The 26302-nt window shown below is 64.1% G+C and carries 22 protein-coding genes and 1 pseudogene; 8 read left to right on the top strand and 15 right to left on the bottom strand.

Features of this window, described 5'->3' with window-relative positions; translation table 11 throughout:
* From LD110_RS11735 to LD110_RS11775, 9 genes are all read right to left on the bottom strand, one after another.
* Window positions 1–1253, bottom strand: a 1253-nt coding sequence (locus LD110_RS11735; RefSeq protein ID WP_225499005.1) for a hypothetical protein, incomplete at its 3' end; no start/stop codon positions are given.
* 108 nt (window positions 1254–1361) lie between these two features.
* The gene (locus tag LD110_RS11740; RefSeq protein ID WP_225499006.1) at window positions 1362–2378 is read right to left on the bottom strand and encodes a hypothetical protein; all 1017 of its coding nucleotides are present in this window, start codon (window positions 2376–2378) and stop codon (window positions 1362–1364) included.
* Window positions 2379–2473: 95 nt separating this feature from the next.
* A complete protein-coding gene (locus LD110_RS11745) occupies window positions 2474–3544 on the bottom strand; it encodes a Gfo/Idh/MocA family protein (protein ID WP_225499007.1) in 1071 nt (356 codons plus the stop codon).
* 73 nt (window positions 3545–3617) lie between these two features.
* Window positions 3618–4322 carry an ABC transporter ATP-binding protein gene (locus LD110_RS11750; protein WP_225499008.1) on the bottom strand — a complete coding sequence of 235 codons (705 nt, stop codon included), beginning with the start codon at window positions 4320–4322 and terminating at the stop codon, window positions 3618–3620.
* 2 nt (window positions 4323–4324) lie between these two features.
* Window positions 4325–5788, bottom strand: coding sequence for an ABC transporter permease (locus LD110_RS11755; RefSeq protein ID WP_225499009.1), 1464 nt, complete (start codon window positions 5786–5788; stop codon window positions 4325–4327).
* A gap of 279 nt (window positions 5789–6067) precedes the next feature.
* Window positions 6068–7168: a sugar-binding protein gene (locus tag LD110_RS11760; RefSeq protein ID WP_225499010.1), complete on the bottom strand. Its 1101-nt coding sequence runs from the start codon at window positions 7166–7168 to the stop codon at window positions 6068–6070.
* A gap of 54 nt (window positions 7169–7222) precedes the next feature.
* Complete coding sequence (gene mmsB / locus LD110_RS11765; RefSeq protein WP_225499011.1) at window positions 7223–8494, bottom strand: multiple monosaccharide ABC transporter permease; 1272 nt, start codon at window positions 8492–8494, stop codon at window positions 7223–7225.
* Window positions 8495–8536: 42 nt separating this feature from the next.
* Window positions 8537–10093, bottom strand: a complete 1557-nt coding sequence (gene mmsA / locus LD110_RS11770; RefSeq protein ID WP_225499012.1) for a multiple monosaccharide ABC transporter ATP-binding protein — start codon at window positions 10091–10093, stop codon at window positions 8537–8539.
* A gap of 130 nt (window positions 10094–10223) precedes the next feature.
* Entirely contained in the window at window positions 10224–11414 is a 1191-nt protein-coding gene (locus LD110_RS11775; protein ID WP_225499013.1) for an ROK family transcriptional regulator, read from the bottom strand.
* Between the two features lie 209 nt (window positions 11415–11623).
* Here LD110_RS11775 and LD110_RS11780 point away from each other — a divergent pair, with 209 nt between their 5' ends.
* On the top strand, window positions 11624–12427 hold the full coding sequence (locus LD110_RS11780; RefSeq protein ID WP_225499014.1) for a nitrilase-related carbon-nitrogen hydrolase: 804 nt from the start codon (window positions 11624–11626) through the stop codon (window positions 12425–12427).
* Here LD110_RS11780 and LD110_RS11785 read toward each other — a convergent pair.
* Together LD110_RS11785 and alr are read right to left on the bottom strand one after the other, a co-directional pair.
* Complete coding sequence (locus LD110_RS11785; protein ID WP_225499015.1) at window positions 12397–14052, bottom strand: PucR family transcriptional regulator; 1656 nt, start codon at window positions 14050–14052, stop codon at window positions 12397–12399. The two genes, LD110_RS11780 and LD110_RS11785, sit on opposite strands and share 31 nt — an antisense overlap.
* Window positions 14036–15250 carry an alanine racemase gene (gene alr, locus LD110_RS11790; protein WP_225499016.1) on the bottom strand — a complete coding sequence of 405 codons (1215 nt, stop codon included), beginning with the start codon at window positions 15248–15250 and terminating at the stop codon, window positions 14036–14038. The genes LD110_RS11785 and alr overlap by 17 nt, the downstream gene beginning before the upstream one ends.
* A 98-nt stretch (window positions 15251–15348) precedes the next feature.
* Here alr and LD110_RS11795 point away from each other — a divergent pair, with 98 nt between their 5' ends.
* Together LD110_RS11795 and LD110_RS11800 are read left to right on the top strand one after the other, a co-directional pair.
* Entirely contained in the window at window positions 15349–16896 is a 1548-nt protein-coding gene (locus LD110_RS11795; RefSeq protein ID WP_225499017.1) for an amino acid permease, read from the top strand.
* On the top strand, window positions 16893–18605 hold the full coding sequence (locus tag LD110_RS11800) for an NAD(P)/FAD-dependent oxidoreductase (RefSeq protein WP_225499018.1): 1713 nt from the start codon (window positions 16893–16895) through the stop codon (window positions 18603–18605). Before LD110_RS11795 ends, LD110_RS11800 begins: the two co-directional genes overlap by 4 nt.
* Here the strand turns inward: LD110_RS11800 and LD110_RS11805 are convergent.
* From LD110_RS11805 to purU, 3 genes are read right to left on the bottom strand one after another with little or no spacing between them, the layout of a single operon-like run.
* On the bottom strand, window positions 18602–19123 hold the full coding sequence (locus LD110_RS11805; protein ID WP_225499019.1) for a gamma carbonic anhydrase family protein: 522 nt from the start codon (window positions 19121–19123) through the stop codon (window positions 18602–18604). The genes LD110_RS11800 and LD110_RS11805 overlap by 4 nt on opposite strands.
* Window positions 19124–19153: 30 nt before the next feature.
* The gene (locus tag LD110_RS11810; protein ID WP_225499020.1) at window positions 19154–19879 is read right to left on the bottom strand and encodes a class I SAM-dependent methyltransferase; all 726 of its coding nucleotides are present in this window, start codon (window positions 19877–19879) and stop codon (window positions 19154–19156) included.
* A gap of 57 nt (window positions 19880–19936) precedes the next feature.
* Window positions 19937–20797 (bottom strand): formyltetrahydrofolate deformylase, encoded by an 861-nt coding sequence (gene purU, locus LD110_RS11815; protein ID WP_225499021.1) that lies wholly within the window; start codon window positions 20795–20797, stop codon window positions 19937–19939.
* Window positions 20798–21077: 280 nt separating this feature from the next.
* Here purU and glyA point away from each other — a divergent pair, with 280 nt between their 5' ends.
* The 5 genes and pseudogenes from glyA to LD110_RS11840 all read left to right on the top strand — a co-directional run bounded on the left by glyA (window position 21078) and on the right by LD110_RS11840 (window position 25598).
* Window positions 21078–22376: a serine hydroxymethyltransferase gene (gene glyA, locus LD110_RS11820; protein WP_225499022.1), complete on the top strand. Its 1299-nt coding sequence runs from the start codon at window positions 21078–21080 to the stop codon at window positions 22374–22376.
* 2 nt (window positions 22377–22378) lie between these two features.
* Window positions 22379–23284, top strand: a complete 906-nt coding sequence (locus LD110_RS11825) for a bifunctional methylenetetrahydrofolate dehydrogenase/methenyltetrahydrofolate cyclohydrolase (protein WP_225499265.1) — start codon at window positions 22379–22381, stop codon at window positions 23282–23284.
* Between the two features lie 103 nt (window positions 23285–23387).
* Window positions 23388–24551: a sensor histidine kinase gene (locus LD110_RS11830; RefSeq protein WP_225499023.1), complete on the top strand. Its 1164-nt coding sequence runs from the start codon at window positions 23388–23390 to the stop codon at window positions 24549–24551.
* A pseudogene (locus tag LD110_RS11835) lies at window positions 24548–25113 on the top strand (response regulator transcription factor). Before LD110_RS11830 ends, LD110_RS11835 begins: the two are co-directional and overlap by 4 nt.
* Window positions 25114–25286: 173 nt before the next feature.
* On the top strand, window positions 25287–25598 hold the full coding sequence (locus LD110_RS11840) for an SHOCT domain-containing protein (protein WP_225499024.1): 312 nt from the start codon (window positions 25287–25289) through the stop codon (window positions 25596–25598).
* 71 nt (window positions 25599–25669) lie between these two features.
* Here LD110_RS11840 and LD110_RS11845 read toward each other — a convergent pair whose 3' ends face one another.
* A complete protein-coding gene (locus LD110_RS11845) occupies window positions 25670–26110 on the bottom strand; it encodes a CHRD domain-containing protein (protein ID WP_225499025.1) in 441 nt (146 codons plus the stop codon).
* Window positions 26111–26302: the final 192 nt, after the last annotated feature.

The raw sequence follows: 26302 nt of genomic DNA on the forward strand, positions 1-26302 counted from the left end.
ACAGCCGGGTTGGTGCCATCCGTCAGAAGATTGGCCGTGCCATCGCCGAGGGCGACGTTTGCGGCGTTCCCGGTGCCGAGGGCCCCGGCGTCGAGGGCGTTCACTGTGGTGCCGCCCGCGGCGGCCGTGATGGCCGGGTTGGTGCCGTCGGTCAGAACATTGGCCGTGCTGTCGCCGAGGGTGGCCAGGTTGCTAATGCTTCCAAGGTCACCGGCGCCGGTGCCGAGCGTACCCGCGTCGAGCGCGTTAACCGTGGTGCCAGCGGCAGCGACGGTAACAGCCGGGTTGGTGCCATCCGTCAGAAGATTGGCCGTGCCATCGCCGAGGGCGACGTTTGCGGCGTTCCCGGTGCCCAGGGTCCCGGCGTCGAGGGCGTTCACTGTGGTGCCGCCTGCGGTGACGGTGGCGGCGGGGTTGGTGCCATCCGTCAGAACATTGGCCGTGCCATCGCCGAGAGCGACGTTTGCCGCGTTACCTGTTCCAGCGGTGCCGAGCGTACCAGCGTCGAGGGCGTTCACCGTGGTGCCGCCTGCGGCGACCGTGATGGCGGGGTTGGTGCCATCCGTGAGGACATTGGCCGTGCTGTCGCCGAGGGTGGCCAGGTTGCCAAGGTCGCCCAGCGTTCCAAGGTCACCGGCGCCGGTGCCCAGCGTCCCGGCGTCGACGGCGTTCACCGTGGTGCCACCGGCAGCGACGGTAACAGCCGGGTTGGTGCCATCCGTCAGGACATTGGCGGTGCCGTCGCCGACGGCGACGTTCGCGGCGTTCCCGGTGCCGAGCGTACCCGCGTCGAGCGCGTTCACCGTGGTGCCACCGGCAGCGACGGTAACAGCCGGGTTGGTGCCATCCGTCAGGACATTGGCCGTGCCATCGCCAAGGGCGACGTTCGCGGCGTTCCCGGTTCCCACGGTCCCGACGGTACCCGCGTCGAGCGCGTTCACCGTGGTGCCGGCGGCAGCGACGGTAACAGCGGGGTTGGTGCCGTCGGTCAGGACGTTGGCGGTGGATCCAGTCGCTGCGACGGTAGCCGCAGTCCCGCCGGCCGTTCCGCCAGGGAGTACGTTGGCCGTCACATTGCCGACAGTGACGCCGACGGCCGGGCTGGCGCTCGATGTGCCGCCCAGCACTGACACAGTGGTGTCTCCTGCATTGATAGTTGCCGTGTCTGCGGCATTGGCCGCCGCAGTGCCGAGGGCCAGGAGGCCTCCGGCGAAGAGGGTGCCAAGCAGCCCTCTACGAAGATTGCGATTCATGGTGGTTTCTCCTGAATGCCTAGTGAGTCGGGTGCGGCGTCCCAATTGGGGCACACCCGCGTTGCCGTCAGCCGCTGGACCTATGCGGTCCGCGCGGCGCGGCAGGCACTAGTCGGGAGAAGATCCGGGATCGAATGACACCGGCGCTGGAAGCCGGTCATTACGCGGAAGACCCGCGGGAGCCAAGGCGGCGGGAGGTGCAAGGCTGACCCCTTGCAGTACGCCTGCGGAGGACCCAGCGGAGTCATGCGAATTGACTGCCGAACCACTGGCCAGGCCGCTGGGCCAAGCAAGCGGTTCTTGGGGTGTCGGATAGTCCGGCGCGGTGGCCGGCAGGCTGCCCGGAGTTGCCGCGGCCTTTGCTGCGGCTCTTTCCGGAGACAGGGCACTGGCGCCGGTGGCCGCCAAAGCGGCAGGCCCGACGGCGGCATTGACGGTGTCCGGGGCGGCCTCAGGGGCGGTGCTGGCCAGAACGGACAAAGCGTTCTCAACTGGCGTGTGGGCCGCGGAGTTCAGGACCGGGAGGCTCACCGGATCAGGCACGAGGTCAGCCACAGGTCCCACGAGCTCCAGAACGGGCTGTACAACTTCGCTGACCTGCTCCGTCACCGGGATGGCCGGGGCAACGGTGTTGATAACCGGCTGAAGAGTCTCCTGCAGGGTGGTGTCGACAGGCCCCGTGACGGGTGATGTGACGGTTGAGACCGTGCCCTCGGGGACCGCGGATCCAACCACTGGCACACTGGCCACGAGCCGATCTGCGGCTTCCGCGACGCTAGCCACGGGTGGCTGGACCACGGGCGGGGGCGCTGTCACCGGCGCTGTGCCGGTTCCACCCGTCACGGGGACTGGGACAGGGGCCTTAGCAGGCGCCGATACTTGCTCGGCGACGTCACTGACGGCATGGCCAGATACTGCCTTGATCCCGTGCGCAGCGGTCTGCAGCAACGATGCAGCAGCATTTTCGTGCGCGGGGGGAGCGGGATGGGAACCGGTGCCGGCGTCTGCGGTGGCCGACCCTGCAGACAAAGTCAGCCAAACCGCAGCGCCAGCGCCAGCGAGCAGGGCAGAGCGGAGAAGCCGAACGGCGCGCGAAGTAGTGCGCTCACCATCCATCTTCGACACCCCCCAGCGTCTACCGGCAGATTTTCAACGGTTCGCGACCCATACTAGGTCCGTCCTCTGGGTTAGTCCAGAGTTTTTAGGACGACCAAGGACCGTCAGCGGGCGTCGTTTGGGTACCGGATCCCGAGTTGGGAGCGGACGCCGTCGAACAACCGCATCGTGCTGAGCGAGTCCTCCAGAGGCATCACGGGGCTCTCTGTAAGGCCCTGCTGGATGCACCGCGTCACCTCCCGCAGCTCATAGGTGTAGCCGATTCCAACTACGTCAAACCGTTCGGTGCGAGGTTCGTCCCAGCCGGTCCTGACCAGCAACTCCCTCGGGTTGTTGATGGAGCCCTGCGTCTGGAGGAAGCCCTTCGATCCCGCCACTGCCGCAATGCGGGGGCCGTGCGCCAGCAATGAGGAGGTCAGCTGGGCCTGGCTGCCGTTTGCGTAGCTGAGCGATAGCGCGTTCTGCGAATCGACGCCGTCTCCGTTCAACGTTCCGATGGCGCTGACGGACTGCGGAAAACCGAGCGTTCCAAGCGCCCAAAGCAGCGGGTAGACGGTGATATCCAATAACGCACCGCCGCCAGCGGCGGGAGACCAGAGGCGAGCCGTGGGGGAGTACGGCGCAGGGAAGCCAAGATCGGCGCTGACCCACTGGATCTCACCGATTTCACCCGACGCCGCGATGTGGAATGCACGCTGCATGCTGGGCAGGAACCGGCTCCACACCGCCTCCATAAGGAAAAGCTTCTTCTCCCGGGCCAGCGACACCAGCTCGGCGGCCTCCCGTGCGTTGACTGTGAAAGCCTTCTCGCACAGGACGTGCTTTCCGGCATTGAGGGCCGCCTTGACCACCTCATGGTGTTGGCCGTGCGGAGTGGCGACGTAGACGACGTCGACGTCGGGATCCCCAAGGAGCCGCTGGTAGCCGGGCACGCCGTCGTCGTCCCCGTAGGCTTTGGCGAAGCCGCGCGCGGCGGCGAATTCATCCGCGGACGACTGGAAGCGTGAACTAACGGCATACAGCGTCGCGTCAGCGAGCTGGGCCAGGTCTTCGGTCACTAAGTTGGCAATTGAGCCCGTGGCCACCACACCCCATCGCAGGCTCTTTCCGGTGGCGGCTCGGGGGTCCTGGTTCTCTTGGCTGAAGAGCCACGGCGTGGCGATGGGCGTTTTCATGAGCCCTATCTTGCCATCGGATGGGGTTGTGCCGACGCCCCCAACGCGCCGGCACAACCCCTGGCATCGACGATCAGCTGGCCGGCGCCGCCACCCGCTGACGGGAAGCCTCTTCGCTTAGCCTCCCCTGCTGCAGACGGAACCGTCGATCCGCCTTGTTGGCAAGGGAACGGTCGTGGGTAACCACCAAGATGGTGGTGTTGTGGTCCCGGCTCAGCGAACTGAGGAGTGCGATGATGTGTTCCCCCGTCTGCTCGTCAAGGTTCCCGGTTGGTTCGTCAGCGAGGATCAGCTTGGGCTCGTTGGCGAGGGCACGGGCGATAGCGACGCGCTGTTGCTCACCACCGGACAGCCTGTTGATCCGACGGCCATGCTTTTCCGGGTCGAGTTGGACTTGCTCCAACAGTTCCTTCGCCCTGGCAGACCTGGCAGCCTTGCGAACGCCCGCAAACTCCATGGGAAGCATCACGTTGTCCACAGCCGACAGGTTGGGTATCAGGTTGAACTGCTGGAACACAAAGCCGATGTCCCGCCGACGGTATTCGGTCAGCTTAGTGTCGGGCAGGGCGGCAAGGCTGACTCCGTCAACAATCACATCGCCGCTAGTGGGCTTGTCCAGAGCCCCGAGGAGGGACAGCAGTGTGCTCTTGCCACTGCCACTCTTGCCGACGATGGAAGCGAGCGTTCCCTTTCCGAGTTCGAAGCTGACTCCGTTGACCGGCTTGATGGTGCGGTCTCCGGATTTGAACTGTCGGACCAGGTCTTTGACTTCGATCATGATTACTCTCCTCGGAGGACTTCGATGGGACGGATTCGTGCCGTAAGCAGCGCGGGGACCAGCGCGCCGATGATCGCTACACCGAACACGGCTGCGACGCCGGCGGCCAGGATTTCCGGAGACACGCTGGCAGTCACGGAGGTCAGGAGCTGCTGGGCACCACCGAACGGGCCGCCGCCCGGGAATCCCGCTCCACCACCGGGGAAGCCGCCGGCCCCACGCTGGCCGGTACCCGCCGTCGTTGTTGTGTTGGTGCTGATCAGCGCGGAGGCGATGCTGCCGCTGGCGAAGGACGCGACGACGGCACCCACAACGCTGCCGAGCGTCGCCAAAACGAGCGCCTCAAGCACAAACTGCAGGCCGATAGTGCGGTTTGGGGCGCCGATCGCCTTCAGTACCCCGATTTCGCGGCGGCGCTCGCGGACCAGCATGACCATGATCAGCAGGATGATGAGTCCGGCGGTGGCAAGGGCCGCAATGAAGGCAACCAGTGAGATGCCCTTAACACTGTTCAAGGAGCTTACGGCAGTTTCCAGGTTGCGCTGACCTTGGGTCACGTCCGCTTTGTCCGAGCCAAGAGCGGCCTGGAGTGCCGTCTTGGCAGAGTCGACGTTCTCCATGCTGTTGACAGTGACGATCATGGTGGAGAGTTCATCCGGTAGGTTGGCCAGCTTCTGAGCATCGGCGAGCGTCAAATAGACGGCGTTGTTGCCGAACGCAGTTCCCGCATCGAAGGTCCCTGCAACGGTGAATGTTTGGCCGTTGATGGTGAAGGTGGAACCGACGGAAAGTTTGTTCTTCTCAGCGAGAGTGGTGCCGAGCAGAGCCTTTCCGCTGACTGCTTTATAGTCGCCAAGTCCGGTGCCCGATGTGATGTTCAGGGCCTTGCCGGTGCTGTCCACCTCGGCTTCGATGCCTGTGGCTGTGATGGGGAGGGAAAAGGCAGGCTGGGTCTGGTTAGCTGTGCCGTTGGGGCCAGCGGCGTTGCCTGTGGCACCGTTGCCGGTTCCGTTGGACGTGTTGTTGCGGTTCCCCAGGGTTCCGGCGTCGACGGCGGCAGTCAAGTTGGTGGTGACCGCGGTGGCCGCCTGGCCGCCGGGGCCGCCTCCCGGTCCGCCCTGGGTTTGCGTCGTGCCCGAGGTGCCTGACGCCGTCGTGGTCTCCGTACGCATCCTCAGCGCCTTGGTTCCCACCACTGACGTGACGTTCGGAACTGTGGCCGCCTTTGCCGCCTGTTCGGCGGTGAGCGGTTCGCCACCTCCTTCGAAGCCCTGGCCACCGGCAGGGTTGACAGTCAGCACGGTCCCGACGGACGCGTTCAGCTCCTGGACCTTGGCGCCAACGGCCTGGTTGGCGACGAGCATGGCGAGGGCCAACCCAATCGCCACGGTGAGGACCGCCACCACCGCCGCCGTTCTGATCTTGTTTCGGAAAGCGTTTCCGACGCTGCGCGCTAAGACGCTCACTCTTCTCCTACCGACAAGCCCGCCTGACTGGCGGGACGCTGCTCCCAGACTGGCGGCTGCGACTGTGCGGCACGAAAGGCGATGCTGTGCGCGGGCTGTGAGGGCTGGCCCGCGCCCTCCGCTGAAATTCCCCATCTTCGAAACAGAAAGCGCCGGTTCGTCGGCGATTCCGTGAGAAACGCCGTCGTCGGCTCCCAAAGGTGGGGAAACGGCGGCGGCGAGCCAAAACGACTGAAGCCCCGGTCGCCGTGGCGACCGGGGCTTCAGTGTTGGGAAGGACTACTTCGTGAGCGGCCCGAGGACCGGGTCGTCAACGTAGGCGGTCTTGACGTTTGCCTTGGTCACGATGACCGGCTCCAGCAGGTAGGCCGGAACGGTCTTGACCTTGTTGTTGTACGACTTGTCGTCGTTGATTTCCAGCTTCTTGCCGGCCTGCAGGTCCTTCGCCATCTGGATCGCGTGCTCAACGAGCTTGCGAGTGTCCTTGTTGATGGTGGAGTACTGCTCACCTGCCATGATCGACTTCACTGACTCAACCTCGGAGTCCTGGCCGGTGACCACGGGCAAGGGCTTGCCGGCGGCCTTGACCGACGTCAGGACAGCGCGGGCCAGCGTGTCATTCGGGGAAAGGACGCCGTCCAGGGAAGCGCTGCCGTAGCTTCCGGTCAGCAGCGTGTCAGCACGCCGCTGGGCGTTCTCAGCCTTCCAGCCCTGGGTCACAGCCTGCTCGAAAGCGGTCTGGCCGGAAAGGACCTTCAGGGTGCCGTCGTCGATCTTTGGCTTCAGGACGCTCATGGCGCCGTCGAAGAAGACCTTGGCGTTGGCGTCGTCCGGGGAACCAGCGAAGAGCTCAATGTTGTACGGGCCCGTGGGCTTCTTGGCCTTCAGGCCTTCCAGCAGGGCCGTGCCCTGGAGAACGCCGACCTTGAAGTTGTCGTAGGCCACGTAGTAGTCAACGTTGGGCGTGTTGAGCAGCAGGCGGTCATAAGCGATGACCGTGGCGCCGGAGTCCTTGGCCTGCTTCAGCTGGGTACCCAGCTGGGAACCGTCGATTGCACCCACGATGATGACCTTGGCGCCCTTGGTGACCATGGCGCTGATCTGGTTCTGCTGCTCCGAGACGCCGCCGTTGGCGAACTGAACGTCCGGCTTGAAGCCAGCCGAGGACAGCCCGTCGTTGAAGAGCTTCTCTGCCAGTACCCAGTTTTCGCTGGTCTTCTGGGGAAGTGCGACGCCGATCGAAGAGTTCTTGGGGAAGGCTTCGCCACCTGCCGTGGAACCTCCGCTGGATCCGCTGTCTGAGCGGCCGCAGGCCGTCAGCGCCAGCGCTGCGATAGCAGCGATCGCTGCCGCCTTTCCTGCTGTTCCAAACATTCGCATAACTTAGCTTCACTTTCTTTGTGATGGGTGGAGCGGGAAATTGACTGAAGCTGCTCAGGCTTCCTTGGAGATGACCTCTTTGGTGGAGGTGATTTCGTCCGGGGCGAGTTCTTCGCTTCTCCGGCCGAAATTCTTCAGCATCAGGCCGATGATGGACTTCTTGCCCTGGGTCTTGTTGTAGACGTCGAAGGCTACTGCGGCCAGGAGGACCAGGCCCTTGATGATCTGGGTGAGGTCGGCGCCAACACCCAGCAGTTGCAGGCCATTGTTGAGGACAGCCATAACCAGGCCACCAACGATGGATCCGATCACGGTGCCCACACCACCGGTGACTGCCGCACCACCGATGAACACGGCTGCGATGGCGTCAAGCTCCCAGCCAACGCCGTCGAATGGGCCAGAGGCGGTGGAACGGCCAACGAAGATCATGCCTGCCAGGCCGGCCAGGATGGACATGTTCATCATGACCAGGAAGTTGACCTTCTTGGACTGGACGCCGGAGAGCTCTGCCGCGTGGCGGTTGCCGCCTACGGCGTAGACGTGACGGCCGATTACTGTCTTGGAGGAGACGAAGCCGTAGATCAGGACCAGGACGGCAAGGATGAGGCCCGGGATGGGGAAGGACGTTCCCGGACGTCCGGTGGCGAAGAGGTACGTGGCGTAAAGGATGGAACCGCAGATCAGGATCAGCTTGGTGGCCATGACCCAGCCTTCTTGTACCTCGGCGCCGAGTTCCTTGGCATTCCGGCGGGCACGGAGTTCACCGAACACCACGAAGGCCACAGCCACGATGCCGATCAGCATGGTGAGGTTGTTGTAGCCGATGTTCGGGCCGACTTCGGGAAGGTAGCCGGAGCCGATGTACTGGAAGTCTTCGGGGACCGGGATGGTGTTGGACTTGCCGACGAATTGGTTAAAGCCACGGAACAGGAGCATGCCCGCCAGCGTCACGATGAACGCGGGGATGCCCACGTAGGCGGTCCAGAATCCTTGCCACGCACCAATCACGGCGCCAAGGACCAAGCCGAACAGGACACCCATGTACCAGGGGATGCCCCAGTCACGGATGGCGAGGGCCACTGTCACACCTACGAAGGCCGCCACGGAACCCACTGACAGGTCGATGTGGCCGGCGATGATCACCAGCACCATCCCGATGGCTAGGATCAGGATGTAGGAGTTGCCGTTGAACAGGTTGATGACGTTGCCGGGGGTGAGCGTCCGGCCCTCAGTGAAGATCTGGAAGAAGACAATCAGGGCGACGAGGGCGAAAATCATGCCAAATTGGCGTGTATTGCCGCCGAAGAGCTTCTTGAGCGCGTTCATGGTGAATTCCTTGTGTCCGGAAGAGTCTGGATGGGGCAGCCGTCAGGCTGACTTTCGGCTGGACGTCATGAGTTTCATGAGGCTTTCCTGGCTGGCTTCGTCCTTGTTCAGTACGCCGGTGACTGTGCCTTCGAAGATCGTGTAAATGCGATCGGAGAGGCCCAGCAGTTCGGGCAATTCGGAGGAAATGACAATGACGCCCTTTCCCTGGTTGGCCAGCGTCTGGATGATTCCGTAGATTTCGTATTTAGCGCCGACGTCGATCCCGCGGGTCGGCTCGTCCAGGATCAGCAGGTCCGGGTCCGTGAACATCCACTTGGCCAGGACAACCTTCTGCTGGTTGCCGCCGGAGAGTTTGGCAACGCCCTCCTCCACGCTTGGTGTCTTGGTGCGCAAGGACTTGCGGTATTGCTCGGCTACGGTGAATTCCTTGTTAGTGTCCACCACGAAGTTTTTGCTGATTGCCCGCAGGTTGGCGGCTACCGTTGTGGTCTTGATGTCGTCCAGAAGGTTCAGGCCCAACGACTTGCGGTCCTCTGTCACATACCCCAGCCCCGCGTCGATGGCCTGGCGGACGTTGTGCATTCGGATTTCCTTGCCGTCCTTGAAAACCCGACCCGAAATAAATCGTCCGTACGAGTGTCCGAAGATGGACCGTGCCAGTTCGGTACGCCCCGCCCCCATGAGGCCGGCGAAACCGACGATCTCGCCGCGGCGGACGTGGAAGCTGGAGCCCTTGCAGACCAAGCGGTCCTGGACCTGGGGGTGTCCCACTGTCCAGTCCTTGACCTCGAAGAAGACCTCGCCGATTTTGGGTGTATGGTCCGGGAATCGGGATTCCAGCGTCCGGCCCACCATGCCCTTGATGATGCGGTCTTCGTCAACGCCGTCGGCCTTCACATCCAGGGTCTCGATGGACTTGCCGTCGCGGATGATCGTGATGGAATCGGCAATCTGCTCGATCTCGTTGAGCTTGTGCGAAATGATGATCGAGGTGATGCCCTTGCCCCGGAGGCCGGAGATCAGGTCCAGCAGGTGCTGCGAATCTGATTCGTTGAGAGCGGCCGTCGGCTCGTCAAGGATAAGGAGCCTCACGGACTTGTTGAGCGCCTTGGCGATTTCAACAAGCTGCTGCTTGCCGACGCCGATTTCCTTGATGGGCGTGTCCGGGTCCTCGCGAAGCCCGACGCGTGCCAGGAGCTCCAAGGAGCGCCGCCTTGCTTCCGCCCAGTCGATGATTCCGCGCCGGACTGGCTCGTTGCCCAGGAAGATGTTCTCCATGATGGAGAGTTCCGGGATGAGGGCCAGTTCCTGGTGGATGATCACGATGCCGGCGTGCTCGCTGGCCCTGATGTCCTTGAACTGCTGCACTTCCGCCTGGTACACGATGTCTCCCGTGTACGTTCCGTGGGGGTACACACCGGAGAGCACTTTCATCAGCGTGGACTTGCCAGCGCCGTTTTCGCCGCAAATGGCGTGTATCTCACCTGCCTTGACTCGCAGGTTCACATTCGACAGCGCCTTCACCCCTGGAAATTCCTTGGTGATGGACCGCATTTCCAGAATTACTGGCTCCTGGTGAGTGGTTGGGGTCGTCATAGGCCCTGCGCCTCCAATGCGTGTGACGTCGTTGTCCGCCCGAAATGCCCGGGCGTTCTGATGAAAAAGTAAACTGGATTGCAGGTCTTGTCGTCAAGACTTGAACGCAACGGCCAGGTAACGAATCGGATTAGCTTCTGGCGATTCCGGCATGCTGGAACACCAAAGCGGCTGCTCCAAGGGCCTCAGCACGGGCTCCGAGGGATGACATTGCAAGGTGTGTGGTCTCGCCGACAATGGGTACGGCATGCCGTACCAGGCCCCTGCGGATGGGGTCCAGGAGGAGGTCGCCCAGCCCTGCGAGCGGACCGCCAACAACAATCACTTCAGGGCTGATGAGGTTGGCTACGTTGCCCAGCGCCCGCCCTACCGCCAGGCCCGCGTCATCAATGACCCGAAGGGTTGCCGAGTCCCGGGCAAGGGCGTCGCGGACAATCCTGTCGGGCTCGAATTTCTCTTTGCTGCCCCTGCTGAGCAGCTCGATCATGACGGTGGTGGAGGCGATGGTTTCGAGGCAGCCGCGGTTGCCGCAACGGCAAATCATGCCGTGCTCGTGGATGGTGGCGTGGCCGATTTCGCCCGTGATCCCCACGTTGCCGTAGTAGGGTGCGCCGTTGAGGATCAGCCCCGCGCCGATGCCCGATCCGATCTTGAGGAACATCAGGTTGGACACTCCGCTATGGGGTCCCCACGTCACTTCCGCCAAGGCGCCAAGATTGGCGTCGTTGTCAACAAATACGGGGAATTGCAGGGCTTCCTCCAGCCGATCCAGGATGTGGATTCCAACCCATTCCGGCAGGATGGCGCCCTGTGCCACGGTCCCTGTACGGTGGTCGATTGGGCCGGGTATTCCCGCGCCGGCGCCTACCACGGAGTCACGGTCCACACCGCTTTCCGCCATCAATTTGTCCAGCAGTTCAACCGCCGCCGCGATGCCGTCTTCAGCATGGTGACCGAGGGGCAGCTGAACGAAATCCTCAGCGATGATGTGGTAGCTCAGCGAAGCGAGGACCACCCGCAGGTGTCGGCGGCCGAAGTCGATTCCGACGGCCACCACACCGTTTCCGTTCAGTCTCACGTTGAGCGCGCGGCGGCCCGAACTGGTAGTGGGTTCGGTGGATACCAGCCCGACGTCCTGCATGATCTTGACGATGTTGGACACCGTGGCAGTGGAGAGCCCGGTTTGCCGGGCCAGCTCAGCCTGGGTCGAGGGCCCGTTGAGCAGGCACTCGATGATGCGCTGCTGATTCAAATGCCGGAGGGCCGTTTGCGAACCAGGTTTCTTGGGTGGGCTCTTCGTTGAGCGCGGCGTTGCAGGCATGACAAGTATCGTTCACTAATGTCTGTTTGTAGTCAAGAAGTTAACGCAACTCCAGTGAACACTAAACAGCGCGCGCGGTTCCTCGTAGGGACAATACATCCCGTCAGGGTGCATTCCGGGGCCAATTGTCCCGGTGAATCAGCCCTGCCCGGAGCTACCGTGGACGCACAGGTTCTGACCTGCAGGAATTCCGAGCAAAGGCGGTCACGATGCTTCTAGCCCTACTCCAGGCCAATGCCGTGGTATTGGACACGGAGGTCAACCTGGGCACAATCGACCAAGCCGCACAACGAGCAGCCTCCGCGGGCGCGCGCCTGCTCCTGACCCCGGAACTTTTCACAGTAGGCTACGCACCCGTCAGGGTCCGAGCGGAACTCGACCCCGATTCCCTGCCAGCGCTCCGGGCCCGGCTCCAGGACATAGCCCGCCGCCACCGGATCGGGCTGGTCTACAGCCTTCCTGCTGTTGCCCCTGACGGGAGCTGGCGCATTTCCGCCACTCTTCTGGACAGGGACGGCACGGTCCTTACCGACTACGCCAAAGTCCACCTTTTTGGGGAGGGCGAACGGAAGGCCTTTGGCGCCGGCAGCCAGCCGCCCGCCGTCGTCGACTTTCACGGAATCAAGGCGGCTCTGCTGATCTGCTACGACGTCGAATTCCCCGAGGCAGTCCGGACGGCCGCCACCCACGGAGCCCAGTTGCTCCTTGTCCCCACGGCGCTGTCGCATGGCTTCGACGCCGTGCCCCAAGTGCTGCTGCGTGCACGGGCGCTGGAGAGCCAGCTGCACGTCGCGTACGCGAACCACTCGGGAACAGAGGACGGCTGCATGTTCCTGGGCGGGAGCGTGGTGGCAGGGCCCGACGGCGGACTGCTGGCATCGGCGGGAACGGCAGCTGAGTTGCTGCTCGCCGAGGTCTCTGTGGATGCGGTCGATGCTGCTCGGGCGGCCGTACCTTACCTGGCCGATCGGCGGCCGGAGGCCTACCGGGCCTGGGGCCTCTGCGGCTCTTGAGCCGCACCCTCTGTCTCCGTATATTGCAGGGCGATCCACAGCTCCGCACGAACCTGCGCACTGTTGAGGTCTGCGTCGAGCAATTCTCCGATGACGCCGATTTGGCGGCGGACGCTGTTGCGATGAAGCCCCAGCGCCTTGGCGGAGGCATCCCAGCTGCCATTTTCGGCCAACCAGCCCCGCAGCACACCCATTAGAGCTGTGCGGCGCTCAGCGGGAAGGCTCAACAACGGCTGCAAGACGCGCTCCGCGAGCAGTGCGCCGGCTTCCGGGCCCAGCAGGCCGGTCACGGACCAGGCGGCCTCTTCCACCCTGATGCTTGCGCCACTTGCCAGCACCCTGGAGCGCAAGGCGGTTGCCCGCTGGGCCGCGGCCGTTAGTCCGGTGAGCTCTGTCGGGTCGCCCACCACCAGCCGCCAGCCCAGGCGCTCAACTTCAGCAAGCAAGCCCTCGTCCACTTTCAGGCGAGTGATTGCCGCGAAGCCATAGTCGGTGAGGGCCACGAGCTTGGTGTCGAACAGCCGCCGCCATTGGAGGACTTCCCGAACGGGGCTGTCACCGGATTCCAGTGAGTCGGCGGCGCGAACCCCTTGGATAACGCGCAGGGAAGCCGTGCGGCCTGCGCCGGCCGCTTGCGCCAACAGGTCTTTGAGGCCGCTGAGCTCCCGTGCTGCACCGGAGGACAGGACATCCGGGTTCAACAACAGCGACGTCGCCAGCTGGCTGGGTGCCAACGAACCGCTGGTGCGCTGACGAGCCAGCAACTCAAGGAGTCCGACGGCGGTGGACACCATGTTGTTCTGCGCGGCGGTGAGCGGCTTACCCGAACCGAGCACCAGCGCACCAAGGGTAGCGTCCCGATTGCTGCGCAGGGGATGGCCGACAACCACAGCCGAACCTGGTTCATTGAAACTGTCCATCTCCAGGCGCGGTCCGCTGCCGGCAAGTAGGCGCTCCAGGAGCCTGGCCATTCCTTCGTGGCCTGCAGCCGGAGCGGAACCTGCTCGCTGCGCCGTACCTCCTCCGTTGGGGGAGTGGGCTCGCGCCCGGACCTTTCCGTCCGCTCCGTAGGCCGCTGCCCAGACGGGCACGCGCTGCACCAGGGTGGCCAGCAGTTCATGTTCGGGACGGCTCGACAGCACAGCCCGCATCAGCTGTCGATTCGCATCTGCCAATTGCCGGAAAACGCGGGCGTTATCGGATTCAAGGAGCCGGGAAAACTCCAGGCCAATAGCTGCGAAAGGCAGGCTAGGCGGAACCAGCAGCAGCGTCAGGTTGTGCTCCCGGCAAGCGGAAACCAAGGCTTCCGGCACTGCTTCGAAGTATGGCTGGATGCCGAAGCCGAGGGCTGCGACTTTGGCGGACACAAGCCGCCTGACATATTCGCTGACCCTGGCCGCCGTTCCTGCCGCTCCCTGAAACGGCAGTCCGGCGGTCAGGATCAGTTCCCCGTCCAACAGGTAGGGCGTGGGGTCTTCTAGCTCACTGGGTTCCACCCATCGCAGCGGAACGTCGCCGCTGCCGCCGTCGTGCAGTACTTCAAGCTGCGGCGGCAGTTGCGCCAGAAACTGGTCCAGGGTGACGAATCCCAGGCGCCCGGCCTCCGGCTCAGCCGTCACGGCCATCCTCCTGGTAGTCCGGGCATTCGTAGCCGGCTGAATACGAGCGGGCGAGCCGCGGCGCGATCCGATTGATGATCTCATCACCATGGCTGCCGATCGCGGAGCCCCAATCGTCCGCGCTTGCGGCTCCGGTGGCAGGATCACCAAAAAGCACGGCGGTGTCGCCCACCCTGATGCCATCCGCCGAAGGGCCCAGGTCCACCATGAACTGGTCCATGCAGACCTTGCCGATCACCGGTACCCGTTTTCCATTGATACTGACAAGGCTCCTGCCGGTGATGCCTTTGGGGATGCCGTCGGCGTAGCCGAGGGGAATAAGACCCAGGAACCGGGGCTCGTGCGTGATTGACCGATGTTCGTAGCTGACACCGGTACCTGCCGGTACGCGCTTCACCATGACCAGCGGTGCCGTGGCGGTAAGTGCCGGACGCAGGCCAAAATCTGCGGGGTTGAGGTGGTCTGCAGGTGCCAGGCCGTAGATCGCCAAGCCCGCACGGACCATGTCGAAATGGAATTCCGGACGATCCAAGATGTTGGCGGAACTGGAGACATGGCGCAGTTCGGGAGCTAACCCGGCGTCGTGAGCAGCCTGCACCGCGCGCTCAAAGTCTGCGACGGCAGCGCTGTTGCCTGGGTGGGCGGGAACGTCCGCCCAAGCCAGGTGTGTCCAGATTCCGCGAACGCGCAACGTGCCGTCCAGTTCGGCCGCACGTGCGGCGGTCACAAGGTCTGCCCAGTCCTCCATCCGCGCCCCGCCTCGACTGAGGCCGCTGTCCAGTTCCAGATGGACGGCGGCCACCTTGCCCAGCTGCGTGGCAATGCCTGCCAGCACTCGAAGCTGCTCTGCGCTGCCAAGGGACACGTCGACGTCGTTTTCGAGCGCCTCGCGGATGGTTGCACTGGTCTGGGATGCCAGATAGAGCCACGAGAGGATGGGTGCCGTAATGCCGGCTTTGCGGAGCGCGACAGCCTCCGTGAGCTGCGCGGTGCCCAGCCAGTCAGCACCGGCGCTGAGTGCTGTCCGGGCGATATCCACTAAGCCATGGCCATAGGCATTGCCTTTGACAACGGCCATGAAATGCGGAGCTTTGGAGCGTTTGCGCAGAGCTTTGATATTGTCTGAAATTGCAGACAGATCAACGTTGACCTGTCCTGCGAGGGCCCCTTGGGCGAGGCCGTGTGATTGTGCAATCTGACTCATAGTGGAACATCATAGGGCATTTTGCACCGACGTGAGAGTTGGCTCACAGCCCTACTCTGGTTGCGGGGAATCCACCAACTACTCTCGAAGGGACGTCAATGGTGACCGTGCCTGATACCAAGACCACCGGGGCAGCAGCCCCCAATGCAGCAAAGATTTTCACTGCCCGCACTTCGCTGGGAGCCCAACTCCTGCGCCGCAAGCCAATCGGTCAACTCACGGAAGAAGCAGGGGGCAGTCAAGGCGGTCCCAAGCTCGTCCGCTCATTCGGTGTCCTGCAACTGACCATGATCAGCGTGGGGGCGACCCTCGGCACCGGCATCCTGGTCATCCTGGGCGAATCGGTGCCGCTCGCGGGTCCTGCGATCTGGATCTCTTTTGTCATCGCCGGAGTTGCGGCCCTCCTCTCCGCCGTCTCTTATGCGGAGATGGCGGGACTGGTTCCGGTCTCAGGATCCAGTTACTCCTACGCCTACGCCACCATGGGCGAGGGTGTGGCGTGGATCTGTGGCTGGTGCCTTGTCCTCGAATACGCAGTGTCCGTTGCCGCCGTCGCCGTAGGCGCCGGACAATATGTCAACGAGACGCTGGCGGCGTTCGGGCAGTCCCTGCCGGAAGCCCTGTCCCAACCACCAGGGGACGGCGGCGTCGTCAATGTTCCCGCCGTGGTGATCGTCGTCCTGGCCATGCTCCTCCTGGTCCGTGGTGCCAAAGAAAGCGCCTGGATCAACACGGCCATCGTCGTCGTCAAAGTTGGCATCCTGCTCTTCTTCTGCGCTGTTGCCTTCACGGCCTTCAACGGCGGCCACTTCGAGCCCCTGATGCCAATGGGCGCAGCCGGTGTTTCCGCTGCCGCCTCCCGTGTGTTCTTCTCCTACATCGGCTTCGATGCGGCGTCCACTGCGGGTGAAGAAGCGCGAAACCCCAAGCGTGACCTGCCGCGGGCCATCATGTTGTCCATGCTGATTGTCACCAGCATCTACGTCCTGGTAGCCGTGGCTGCTATCGGTGCCCGCCCCTGGGGGTGGTTCGATGGCACCGAGGCCGCACTCGTCCAGATCCTCGAGGAAACCACGCAGCAGCCCTGGATCGCGTTGGTCTTCGCAGTCGGGGCCGTCCTGGCGATCGCCAGCATTGTCCTCACTGTTTTGTACGGCCAGACGCGCATTCTGCTGTCCATGTCCCGTGACGGGCTGGTCCCGAGCGTATTCGGGCGCGTCTCCCAGCGGACCGGCACACCGGTTGCCGGGACCCTCATTGTGGGTATCGCCGTCGCAATCACCGCCGGGCTGGTGCCGCTCGGCGCCCTTGCCGATGCCACAAGCATCGGGACCCTCTTCGCCTTCGCACTGGTAAACCTTGCCGTGATCCACCTGCGCCGCAACCGCCCTGAGCTACCCAGGACGTTCAGGGTTCCGCTCTACCCGCTCACCCCTGTTCTCGGCACGCTCATGTGCGCCTACCTGATGGCAAACCTTGGTGCAGACACCTGGCTTGTTTTCGGTGCGTGGATGCTCGTGGGTGCCGCTCTCTACTTCGGCTACGGCCGCCGCAATTCAAGGGTCGCCGCGCTGGGCGAGGACGACTACCGTGACCTTATCAACAGGGCCTCAAGCCCGGAACGCGTGAAAGCAGAAACCCCATGACCATCGCTACAGAGCTACCCGAGGCGACGCGGACCCAAGCCGGACGTCCCCGCGCAGGGGAACAGCAACCGATCACCATGCTGAACCCGGACTTTCCCTTCAGCTATGACAGGTACCTGGAACACCCGGCTGGCCTGGGCGCGATTCCGCAGGTGCACCACGGCACGGAAGTGGCAGTTATCGGCGCCGGCCTGTCCGGTTTGGTCGCCGCATACGAGTTGATGAAACTCGGCCTCAAGCCTGTGATCTATGAAGCGGACCAGATCGGCGGGCGCCTCCGAACAGCTTCCTTCCCGTCTGCCCCGGACGTAGTGGCGGACCTGGGCGGCATGCGGTTCCCGGAGTCCGGCAAGGCCTTCTACCACTATGTGGACCTGCTGGGGCTTGAAACCCAGGAGTTTCCCAACCCCCTTGCCCCTGCAACGTCCAGCACAGTTATTGAGTTGGCCGGCAAGAAGCACTACGCCAACACCGCTGATGAGCTGCCCGTATTCTTCCGCGAGGTAGCCGATGCCTGGCGCTCTGCCCTGAACGACGATGCGGCGTTCAAGGAAATGCAGGAAGCCATCCGCATCCGCGACACTCGCCGCATCAAGGAACTGTGGAATGAGCTCCTGCCGCGCATGGACGAGCAGACTTTCTATGGCTTCGTAGCAGCCAGCCAGGCCTTCAAGGACGCTGGCTTCGCGCACCGGGAGGCCTTTGGCCAGGTTGGCTTTGGCACCGGCGGCTGGGACACCGACTTCCCCAACTCCATCTTGGAAATCCTGCGGGTTGTCTACACCGATGCCGACGACAAGCACCGCCTCATCAAGGGCGGAGCGCAAAGGCTGCCAGAGGCACTGTGGAGCCACGCGCCGTCGAACATGGTCCACTGGCCGGAAGGCACATCCCTGGCCTCCCTGCACAGCGGTTCGCCGCGGGGCGCCGTGGACCGTATCACCCGCGGACCCGGGGGAGAACTCCTGGTCCGCGAAAGGTGGGGCCGGGAGACGGCGTTCCCTGCCGTCGTTACCACCTGCCAATCATGGCTGCTGTCCACGAGGATCCACACTGAGGAATCACTCTTCCCAGCGGAGCTGTGGACAGCCATCGAGCGGTCGCACTACATGCAGTCGTCCAAAACATTCGTAATGGTGGACCGGCCGTTCTGGAAGGACATCGACCCTGCCACGGGCCGCGAGACCATGTCCATGACTCTGACTGACAGGCTGAACCGCGCCACGTACCTGCTGGACAATGGCCCGGACAAGCCAGCGGTCATCCTGCTGTCCTACACCTGGAACGACGACGCCCTGAAGTGGCTGGCCCTCGACGCTGACCAGCGTGTGGAGCTTATGCTCCATTCCCTGGAGCAGATCTACCCCGGCGTGGACATCGCCAGCCACATCGTCGGCCGTCCGATCACGGTCTCCTGGGAAGCCGACCCCAACTTCATGGGCGCGTTCAAGGCGAACCTGCCGGGGCATTACCGCTACCAGCAGCGGCTCTTTACGCACTTCAAGCAGGACTCGCTGCCCGCGAACCAGCGCGGCATCTTCCTGGCCGGAGATGATGTTTCCTTTACCGCCGGCTGGGCAGAAGGAGCCATTACCACCGGCCTGAATGCGGTGTGGGGCGTGGTGCACTACCTGGGAGGCTCGTCGGCTCGCGATAACCCCGGCCCCGGTGACCTGCTGGACGAGCTGGGACCGATCAGCCTGGATTAGTCCTGATGCAGCTCCCGGTGCGCGGCGGCGAGTTTGACGTAGCGCGCGGCGTTGTCCTTGACGCCGTCGAACTCGTCGTCGCTCAGTTCCCGGCGGACTTTGGCCGGGACCCCGGCCACCAGGGAGCGTGGCGGCACCACGGTGCCTTCAAGTACGACGGCGCCGGCGGCCACCAGCGAACCGGCACCTATGACGGCACCGTTCAGGATGGTTGCGCCCATGCCCACCAGGCAGTCGTCCTCCACGGTGCAACCATGGACAACGGCTCCGTGTCCTACGCTGACGCCATTGCCCACTGTGCACGGAAAACCAGGGTCGGCATGGAGGACCACGTTGTCCTGGAGGTTGCTGCCCTCGCCCACAGTGATGGTGGCGGTATCGGCCCGGACGGACACACCATAAAACGCGCTGGCGTCTTTGCCGAGGCGGGCGTCGCCGATGATGGATGCCGTGGGTGCAACAAAAGCCGAGGGATGAATGACCGGGGTGTCGCCCCCGAATGCGTAAACAGGTGCCATGACGCCAGCGTAGCGTCTATAACCCGGCTCCTAGGACGGTGTCCGGAGGATCAGGTATTGGTAGTGCTGCTCCCAAGCACCAGCGCCGGGACCGGAGTCCCGCCCGGCGCCCTCCGGCCATGTCTCGAAGGACTCCACAGAGCCGTGGGCTCCGAAGATACGCAGGACCGTGGCGTCGCTGCGCCGGCTGAAGAACCGCGGCGGATCTATGACGTCCTCCGGGTTGAGAACTTCTTCATCTTCCCCGGACCAGAGTCCGACGGCGATCGGCGCCCCTGGCTGTGCGACCCGCACCATTTCGGCAAGCACCTCATCGATGGCCGAGTTGGGAACGTGCAGCAGTGTGCTCATCGTCCAGAGCGAATGGAACGTCGCAGGGGCGAACGGCAGGCTCCTGCCGCTGGCCACGGAGGCCTCCAGCCGCCGGGCCCGGGCCTGGTGCACGCTTTCCTCTGATAAGTCGACGCCCGTGTAGTGGATCCCGGCACGCACAAATTCGAGGCCTTCGATGCCAACTCCGCAGCCAATCTCAAGGACTGAGCGGCGTGCCTCGGCCTTGAGCAGGTGGATAAACGCCTCGCGGTGCGCCACACGTTGCGACGTTATGGGAAAGGGGCGCATTGTGCGGGCACGCTGGTTGTAGTAGGCAGCCAGCCGTGCCTCGTTAGCATCGTGCCCGCCGTCAAGTGGGCCCTCGGCGCTGCGTCCCTTGGCCTGGCCGTTTATGGCGCCCGATAAATCAGCGCTGGCATCCATGCCAACAGCGTAGGACTGCGGCTAGTTGAAAACCACTGGCTAGTTGAAAACCACTGGCTAGTTGAAAACCACTGTCCGGGTGCCGTCCAGGAGGACGCGGTGTTCCGCGTGCCACTGAACAGCCTGCACCAGCGTCCGTCCTTCGACGTCGCGGCCCATCTGCACGAATTGCTCGGCCGTCCGGGCATGGTCCACCCGGATGACCTCCTGCTCGATGATGGGACCCTCATCAAGGTCGGCAGTCACGTAGTGCGCAGTGGCACCGATGATCTTCACTCCGCGGGCGTGTGCCTGGTGGTACGGCTTGGCACCTTTGAACGACGGCAGGAATGAGTGGTGGATGTTGATGGCCTTGCCGCTGAGCTTCGCACAAAGGTCATTGGAGAGGACCTGCATGTAGCGGGCCAGGACCGTGAGCTCAATGTCATGGTGTTCGATCAGCTCCAGCAGTTGGGCCTCGGCCTGCGGCTTGGTGTCCGGCGTGACGGGGATGTGGTGGAACGGGATCCCGTAGAAATCGGCCAATTCCTCGAGTTCCCGGTGATTGGACACAATGGCGGGTACATCGATGGGCAGTGTGCCGGTGCGCTGCTGGAAGAGAAGGTCATTGAGGCAGTGCGCTTCCTTGGAGCCCAGGATCAGCGTTCTGACTTTCTCCCCCACTGGCTTGACCTGCCAGTTCATGGTGAAGGCCGTTGCCACGGGCTCGAGTGCCGAGGTGAGCTCCCCGATGGTCGACGGAGTGTCCGCCTCGACGCGCATAAAGAAGTTGCCTGTGGTAGGGCTGCCGTACTGCTGCGAATCGGTGATGTTGCACCCGGCCTCCAGTAGCGCGCCTGCCACGGCATGCACGATTCCGGGACGGTCAGGGCAGGAGAGGGATACAACATAGGAGGAAGGCGCGGTCGGTTCAGTCACGGTTACCAGCCTACCTGCGCCAGCAGTCCACAATCCGGACGCCACTACCTGTCTGACTTTCGGCGGGGAGCGCGGTCTCCTGTAACCTTAACATCGTCGCGACTGGCGTTGGGTGGTGAACCACCAGGGAGCGGCGCCCATGAAGACCACGGATCGTACGCCTGGGCCGAGGGTCATGTTGTGCCGGCAAGCTGTCATGCCCGTAACCATCGGGACTGGCCACACCCCCAGCCGGTAGCCTGACCTGTAGCAGTTCCCGTTGCCCAACCAGGAGATCTTCGTGACTACGAACACCACCACGTCCACGAGCGTCAGCAACCAGCCGCTGGCCGAACTCGACCCCGAGATTGCAGCTGTCCTTGACCAGGAACTGGGCCGCCAGCGCGGCACCCTGGAAATGATCGCTTCCGAGAACTTCGCTCCCCGGGCCGTGATGGAAGCCCAGGGCTCCGTCCTGACCAACAAGTACGCCGAGGGCTACCCGGGACGCCGCTACTACGGTGGCTGCGAATACGTGGATGTTGCCGAAAACCTCGCCATCGAGCGCGTCAAGGCCCTCTTCGGCGCCGAGTACGCCAACGTTCAGCCGCACTCGGGCGCGCAGGCGAACGCCGCTGCGCTGTCCGCCATGATCACGCCCGGCGACAAGATCCTTGGCCTGTCCCTGGCCCACGGTGGCCACCTGACGCACGGCATGAAGCTGAACTTCTCCGGCAAGCTGTACGAAGTCGCCGCCTACCAGGTAGAGCAGGACACGTTCCGCATCGACATGGACAAGCTCCGCGAGCAGGCTATCGCCGAGAAGCCGCAGGTCATCATCGCCGGATGGTCCGCCTACCCCCGCCACCTGGACTTCGCTGCCTTCCGCTCCATCGCGGACGAGGTGGGTGCCCTCCTGTGGACGGACATGGCGCATTTCGCAGGCCTGGTGGCAGCCGGCCTGCACCCGAGCCCCGTGCCGCACTCCGACGTCGTGACCTCCACCGTGCACAAGACCCTTGCGGGTCCGCGTTCGGGCGTCATCCTGGCCAAGGAGCAGTGGGCCAAGAAGCTCAACTCCAACGTCTTCCCGGGCCAGCAGGGCGGCCCCCTCATGCACGTCATCGCCGCCAAGGCAGTTGCATTCAAGATCGCCGGTACCCCGGAATTCAAGGAGCGCCAGGAGCGTGTCCTGGAGGGCGCCAAGATCATCGCCGACCGCCTCAACCAGGCTGACGTTGCCGAGGCTGGTGTCTCCGTCCTGACCGGTGGCACGGACGTGCACCTGGTCCTGGTGGACCTGCGCAACTCCCAGCTGGACGGCCAGCAGGCAGAAGACCTCCTGCACTCCGTTGGCATTACCGTCAACCGCAACGCCGTTCCGTTCGACCCGCGCCCGCCGATGGTCACCTCGGGCCTGCGCATCGGCACTCCGGCCCTGGCCACCCGCGGCTTCGGCGCAGCAGAGTTCACCGAGGTTGCGGACATCATCGCCACCGCACTTAAGGACGGCTCCGCCACCAACGTCGAGGCACTGCAGGCCCGCGTCGACAAGCTCGCCGCGGACTTCCCGCTGTACCCCGGCCACGAGCAGTGGTGACTGTGGCCGACGCAGGGACTGAAAAAACAGCACAGGTCCTGGACGGCAAGGCCACTGCCGCCCAGATCAAGGCCGAACTGAAGGTCCGTGTTGATGCCCTTCGCGAGAGGGGCGTCACGCCCGGCCTTGGCACTATCCTTGTTGGCCATGACCCCGGAAGCACCTGGTACGTAGCCGGAAAACACAGGGACTGCGCCGAGGTAGGCATCCAGTCCATTCGCCGCGACCTGCCCGAGGACATCAGCCAGGAGCAGCTGCTGGACGTGGTGCGCGAGCTGAACGACAACCCCGAGTGCACCGGTTACATCGTCCAGCTTCCGCTGCCTAAGCACATCGACCAGGACGTCATCCTCGAGGCCATGGACCCGGAGAAGGACGCGGACGGCCTGCACCCGATGAACTTGGGCCGCCTGGTGGCCAATGTGGGCGGAGAAATGAAATCACCGCTTCCCTGCACACCCAAGGGTTGCGTGGAATTGCTGACCCGCCATGGCATCGACCTGAAGGGCAAGCGCGTCCTCGTGGTCGGCCGCGGCGTGACCATCGGCCGCCCTGTTGGGCTCCTGCTCACGCGCAAGGATGTCAACGCCACCGTGGTCCTGGCACACACCGGCACCGTGGACCTTGCCGCCGAACTGCGGCAGGCCGACGTCGTTATTGCGGCAGCCGGCCAGCCGCACATGATCAAGGCGGCGGACCTCAAGCCGGGCGCCATTGTGCTTGACGTCGGCGTCAGCCGCATTGAGGACGGCAACGGCAAGGCAGTGGTCACCGGCGATGTGGAACCGGCCGCTGTCAACGTCGCCGCTTGGCTGTCACCCAACCCGGGCGGCGTCGGTCCGATGACCCGCGCCATGCTCCTGGCCAACGTTGTGGAAGCAGCCGAACGCCAGGCCGGCATCGACTGACCACGGCGCTCCAACCAAGCGTAGGGCGGCTACTCCCCGGGGAGTAGCCGCCCTACGCCGTTAATCCGACGACGGCGCCGCACCTCGCCGGTAGGCTCGGAGTATGCCCCGCCGTTTCCATGGTCCGCCCACCGGCGCGATAGTGGTGGCCGTTGCCCTGATCCAGGTTCTGGGCACACTTTTCGCGGCTATCCACCAGGAGGACAGGCGCCCCCTGGACGCCCTGGCTATCCTCCTGCTGGTGGCGGGGCCCGCCGCACTCTGGCTCCGGAAACCAGCCCCCGGCGCCATGTTGCCTGTAACGCTGGCACTGACCGGGACGTACATCGTGCTGGACTATGCGTGGGGTCCCATCGCACTGTCCCTCGCAATATCCATTGTGCTGACGTCCGCTGCAGGGCTGCGTTGGCAGGCCTGGGCCGGGGCTGGAGTGGCAGCCGCCGGTTTCGCTTTGTTCACCTTTAGTCCGTCCGATGGAACCTGGGCGATCCGGGCGTCCACAGTGGGAGCCTGGGCCGCGATACTTGTGATTATCGGCCAGGGCGTCCGACGGCGACGGGAGCGCTTCGCCGAATACCGTCGCCGCCGCGAAGCCCAGCTCAAGGCGGAACGGGACGAGTACCGGCTGAACCTGGCCCGCGATATCCACGACGTCGTGGCGCATTCGCTGTCCATGATCAACGTCCAGGCGTCCGTTGCACTGCACCTCGGGTCGAAGGACCCGGAGAGGCTCCGTCCGGCGTTGGAGGCGATCAAAGAGGCCAGCAAAGAGTCACTGCTGGAAGTCCGCCAGTTGCTGGGCGTCCTGCGCGACGATGCCCCTCTCGGCCCGGCGGAACGGCCAGGCCTGGACCGGCTCCATGAACTCGTGGAGGCTGCGCGCCTTGCAGGCATTGAGGCGGTCCTGGACCAACGGATCGGAGTTCCGGTCGCCCGGGCGCACCAGGAGGCCGCCTACCGGATTGTCCAGGAAGCGTTGACCAACGTCGCCCGGCACTCGGGGGCCACCACCGCCGTCGTACTGCTTGAGACCGCTGATGGTCAGCTGACGGTGACCATCGATGACGACGGTGCAGGACTACGCGGAGCGGCGCCGGGCAACGGGCTGCGCGGCATGAAGGAACGGGCGGCTGCCCTGGGCGGTTCCCTCACCGTGGAACAGTTGGAGCCCGGGCTGCGTGTCAGGGCTAGGCTTCCCCTCGGTCCGCGCCCGGAGCCTGGCGCGGGGGAGCGGGGGCCGGAAGCGAGTGAGGAAGGCGTTTCATGATCCGCGTGTTGTTGGCTGACGATCAAACTCTGATCAGGGCTGGTTTCCGTGCACTGCTTGATGCTGAACCGGACATGACCGTGGTGGGCGAGGCCAGCACGGGACGGGAGGCGGTCAGGGTGGCGGTCCGGGAGGAGCCTGACGTCATCCTGATGGACATTCGTATGCCGGACGTCGACGGATTGCGGCGGGGGCCGCCGGATTCCTCATTAAGGACACTGAGCCCCAGGAACTCATCCGTGCTGTCCGCGTGGTGCATGACGGCGATGCCCTGCTATCACCTTCTGTGACCCGGCGCATCATGGCGCAACTCGCGGCAAGCAGCCGTGCGGAGTCCAAACGCGTCCCGCTGGACCAGGTGACCGAGCGTGAACGGGAAGTCCTGGCGCTTGTGGGGGAGGGCCTGAACAATGCCGAAATCGCCGACAGGCTGTTCATCACGCCGCTCACGGCCAAGACCCACGTCTCCCGCATCATGACCAAGCTTTCCCTACGCGACAGGTCGCAGCTTGTTGTCCTCGCGTACGAGTCGGGTTTGGTTCGCCCCGGTTGGAGCCAGTAGCCGGCTCGCGTCACTACCGGTTTCCCGAATGGCCTCCTGGGGGAGTAGGGAACCGGGCCAAGGTGACTCCCGACGGCGGACGCCCAGGTTAGCGCCTGGCGGCAGACTCTCAATAGAGCCGAAAGACGGCCCGGACCGGCAGGAGCCGGAACACAGAGTTGGGAAGACCGGACATGCTCACATCACTGATAACAACCATCGGTCAGGCGGCCGCCCAGGCGCCTGCCGCCGTCGTTATGCACGGGCCTTGGGGAGATGGCACGTATTGGCCGTTCTTCCTCCTGTTCCCGCTGTTTTGGATCCTGGTGATCCTCCTGTTCATCTTCGTGGCCAGGCGAACCTGGCGACGCAACCACTGCTGGGCTGCGAGCCAGGGAGCGGAAGGTGTCCTGAGGGAGCGGTACGCCCGGGGCGAGATCGACGAGACTGAGTTCCGGCAACGGCTGGAGGTCCTGCGGGCCCAACCGCCGGGCCGCACCGCCTGATTTCGTCCAGCACGCAAAGCGCCCCGCGACCGGCTTGTGTCCGTCGCAGGGCGCTTTGCGTGTTGGCGCGGCTACTTCAGCTGGCCGCGGATTTCCCCGCCGGGGAATGTCGGCGTGTGCACGTTGACGTAGTATGCGCCCGGGTCCGCGCTGATGGCGGCTAGAAGGCCAGCATCAGCCGTGGTGCACGCCGAGTGCGTCCACGTGGTCGCATGCTCCACCACTAGGGGGATGACGATGGGACCGGCCACCCTGCGCGGTGCTACGTGGATGTGCGCCGCAACTGCATTCGCGGAGAGGTTCTGCACTGACAACGTGTAGCAGAGTTCGCTGCCTTCGATCGTGTAGCTGAAGAAGCCGTGGGCGCCCGTATCGGAACCCGTGGTCTCCTGTCCCACGTTCAGGGGAATCGTCGCGTCGGCTCCCGCCGGTCCAATTCCGGTGGCGGCCAGCGCTGTTGCTGCGCCCACGACGGCCAGTGCTTTGAGTGTGGTGCGGTACTTAGTGTGCATGTTTCGTCCTCATATGGATTGCCCGATTCTGCAGCCCCAGTTGAGGTTCACGGTACGCGTGGGCGGGTTACTAGACAACGGCTCGCAGCGACCCTCCCAGGCTGCTTGTGCTGGGAAAGAGGAACGGATCCGAGACTCTTCTTCCAGAAAATGCCTGGCGGCTCTTTCACGCGTTCCAAGGCTCCACTAGTG

Source organism: Arthrobacter sp. M4, from assembly GCF_020251205.1.
Taxonomy (GTDB): Bacteria; Actinomycetota; Actinomycetes; order Actinomycetales; family Micrococcaceae; genus Arthrobacter.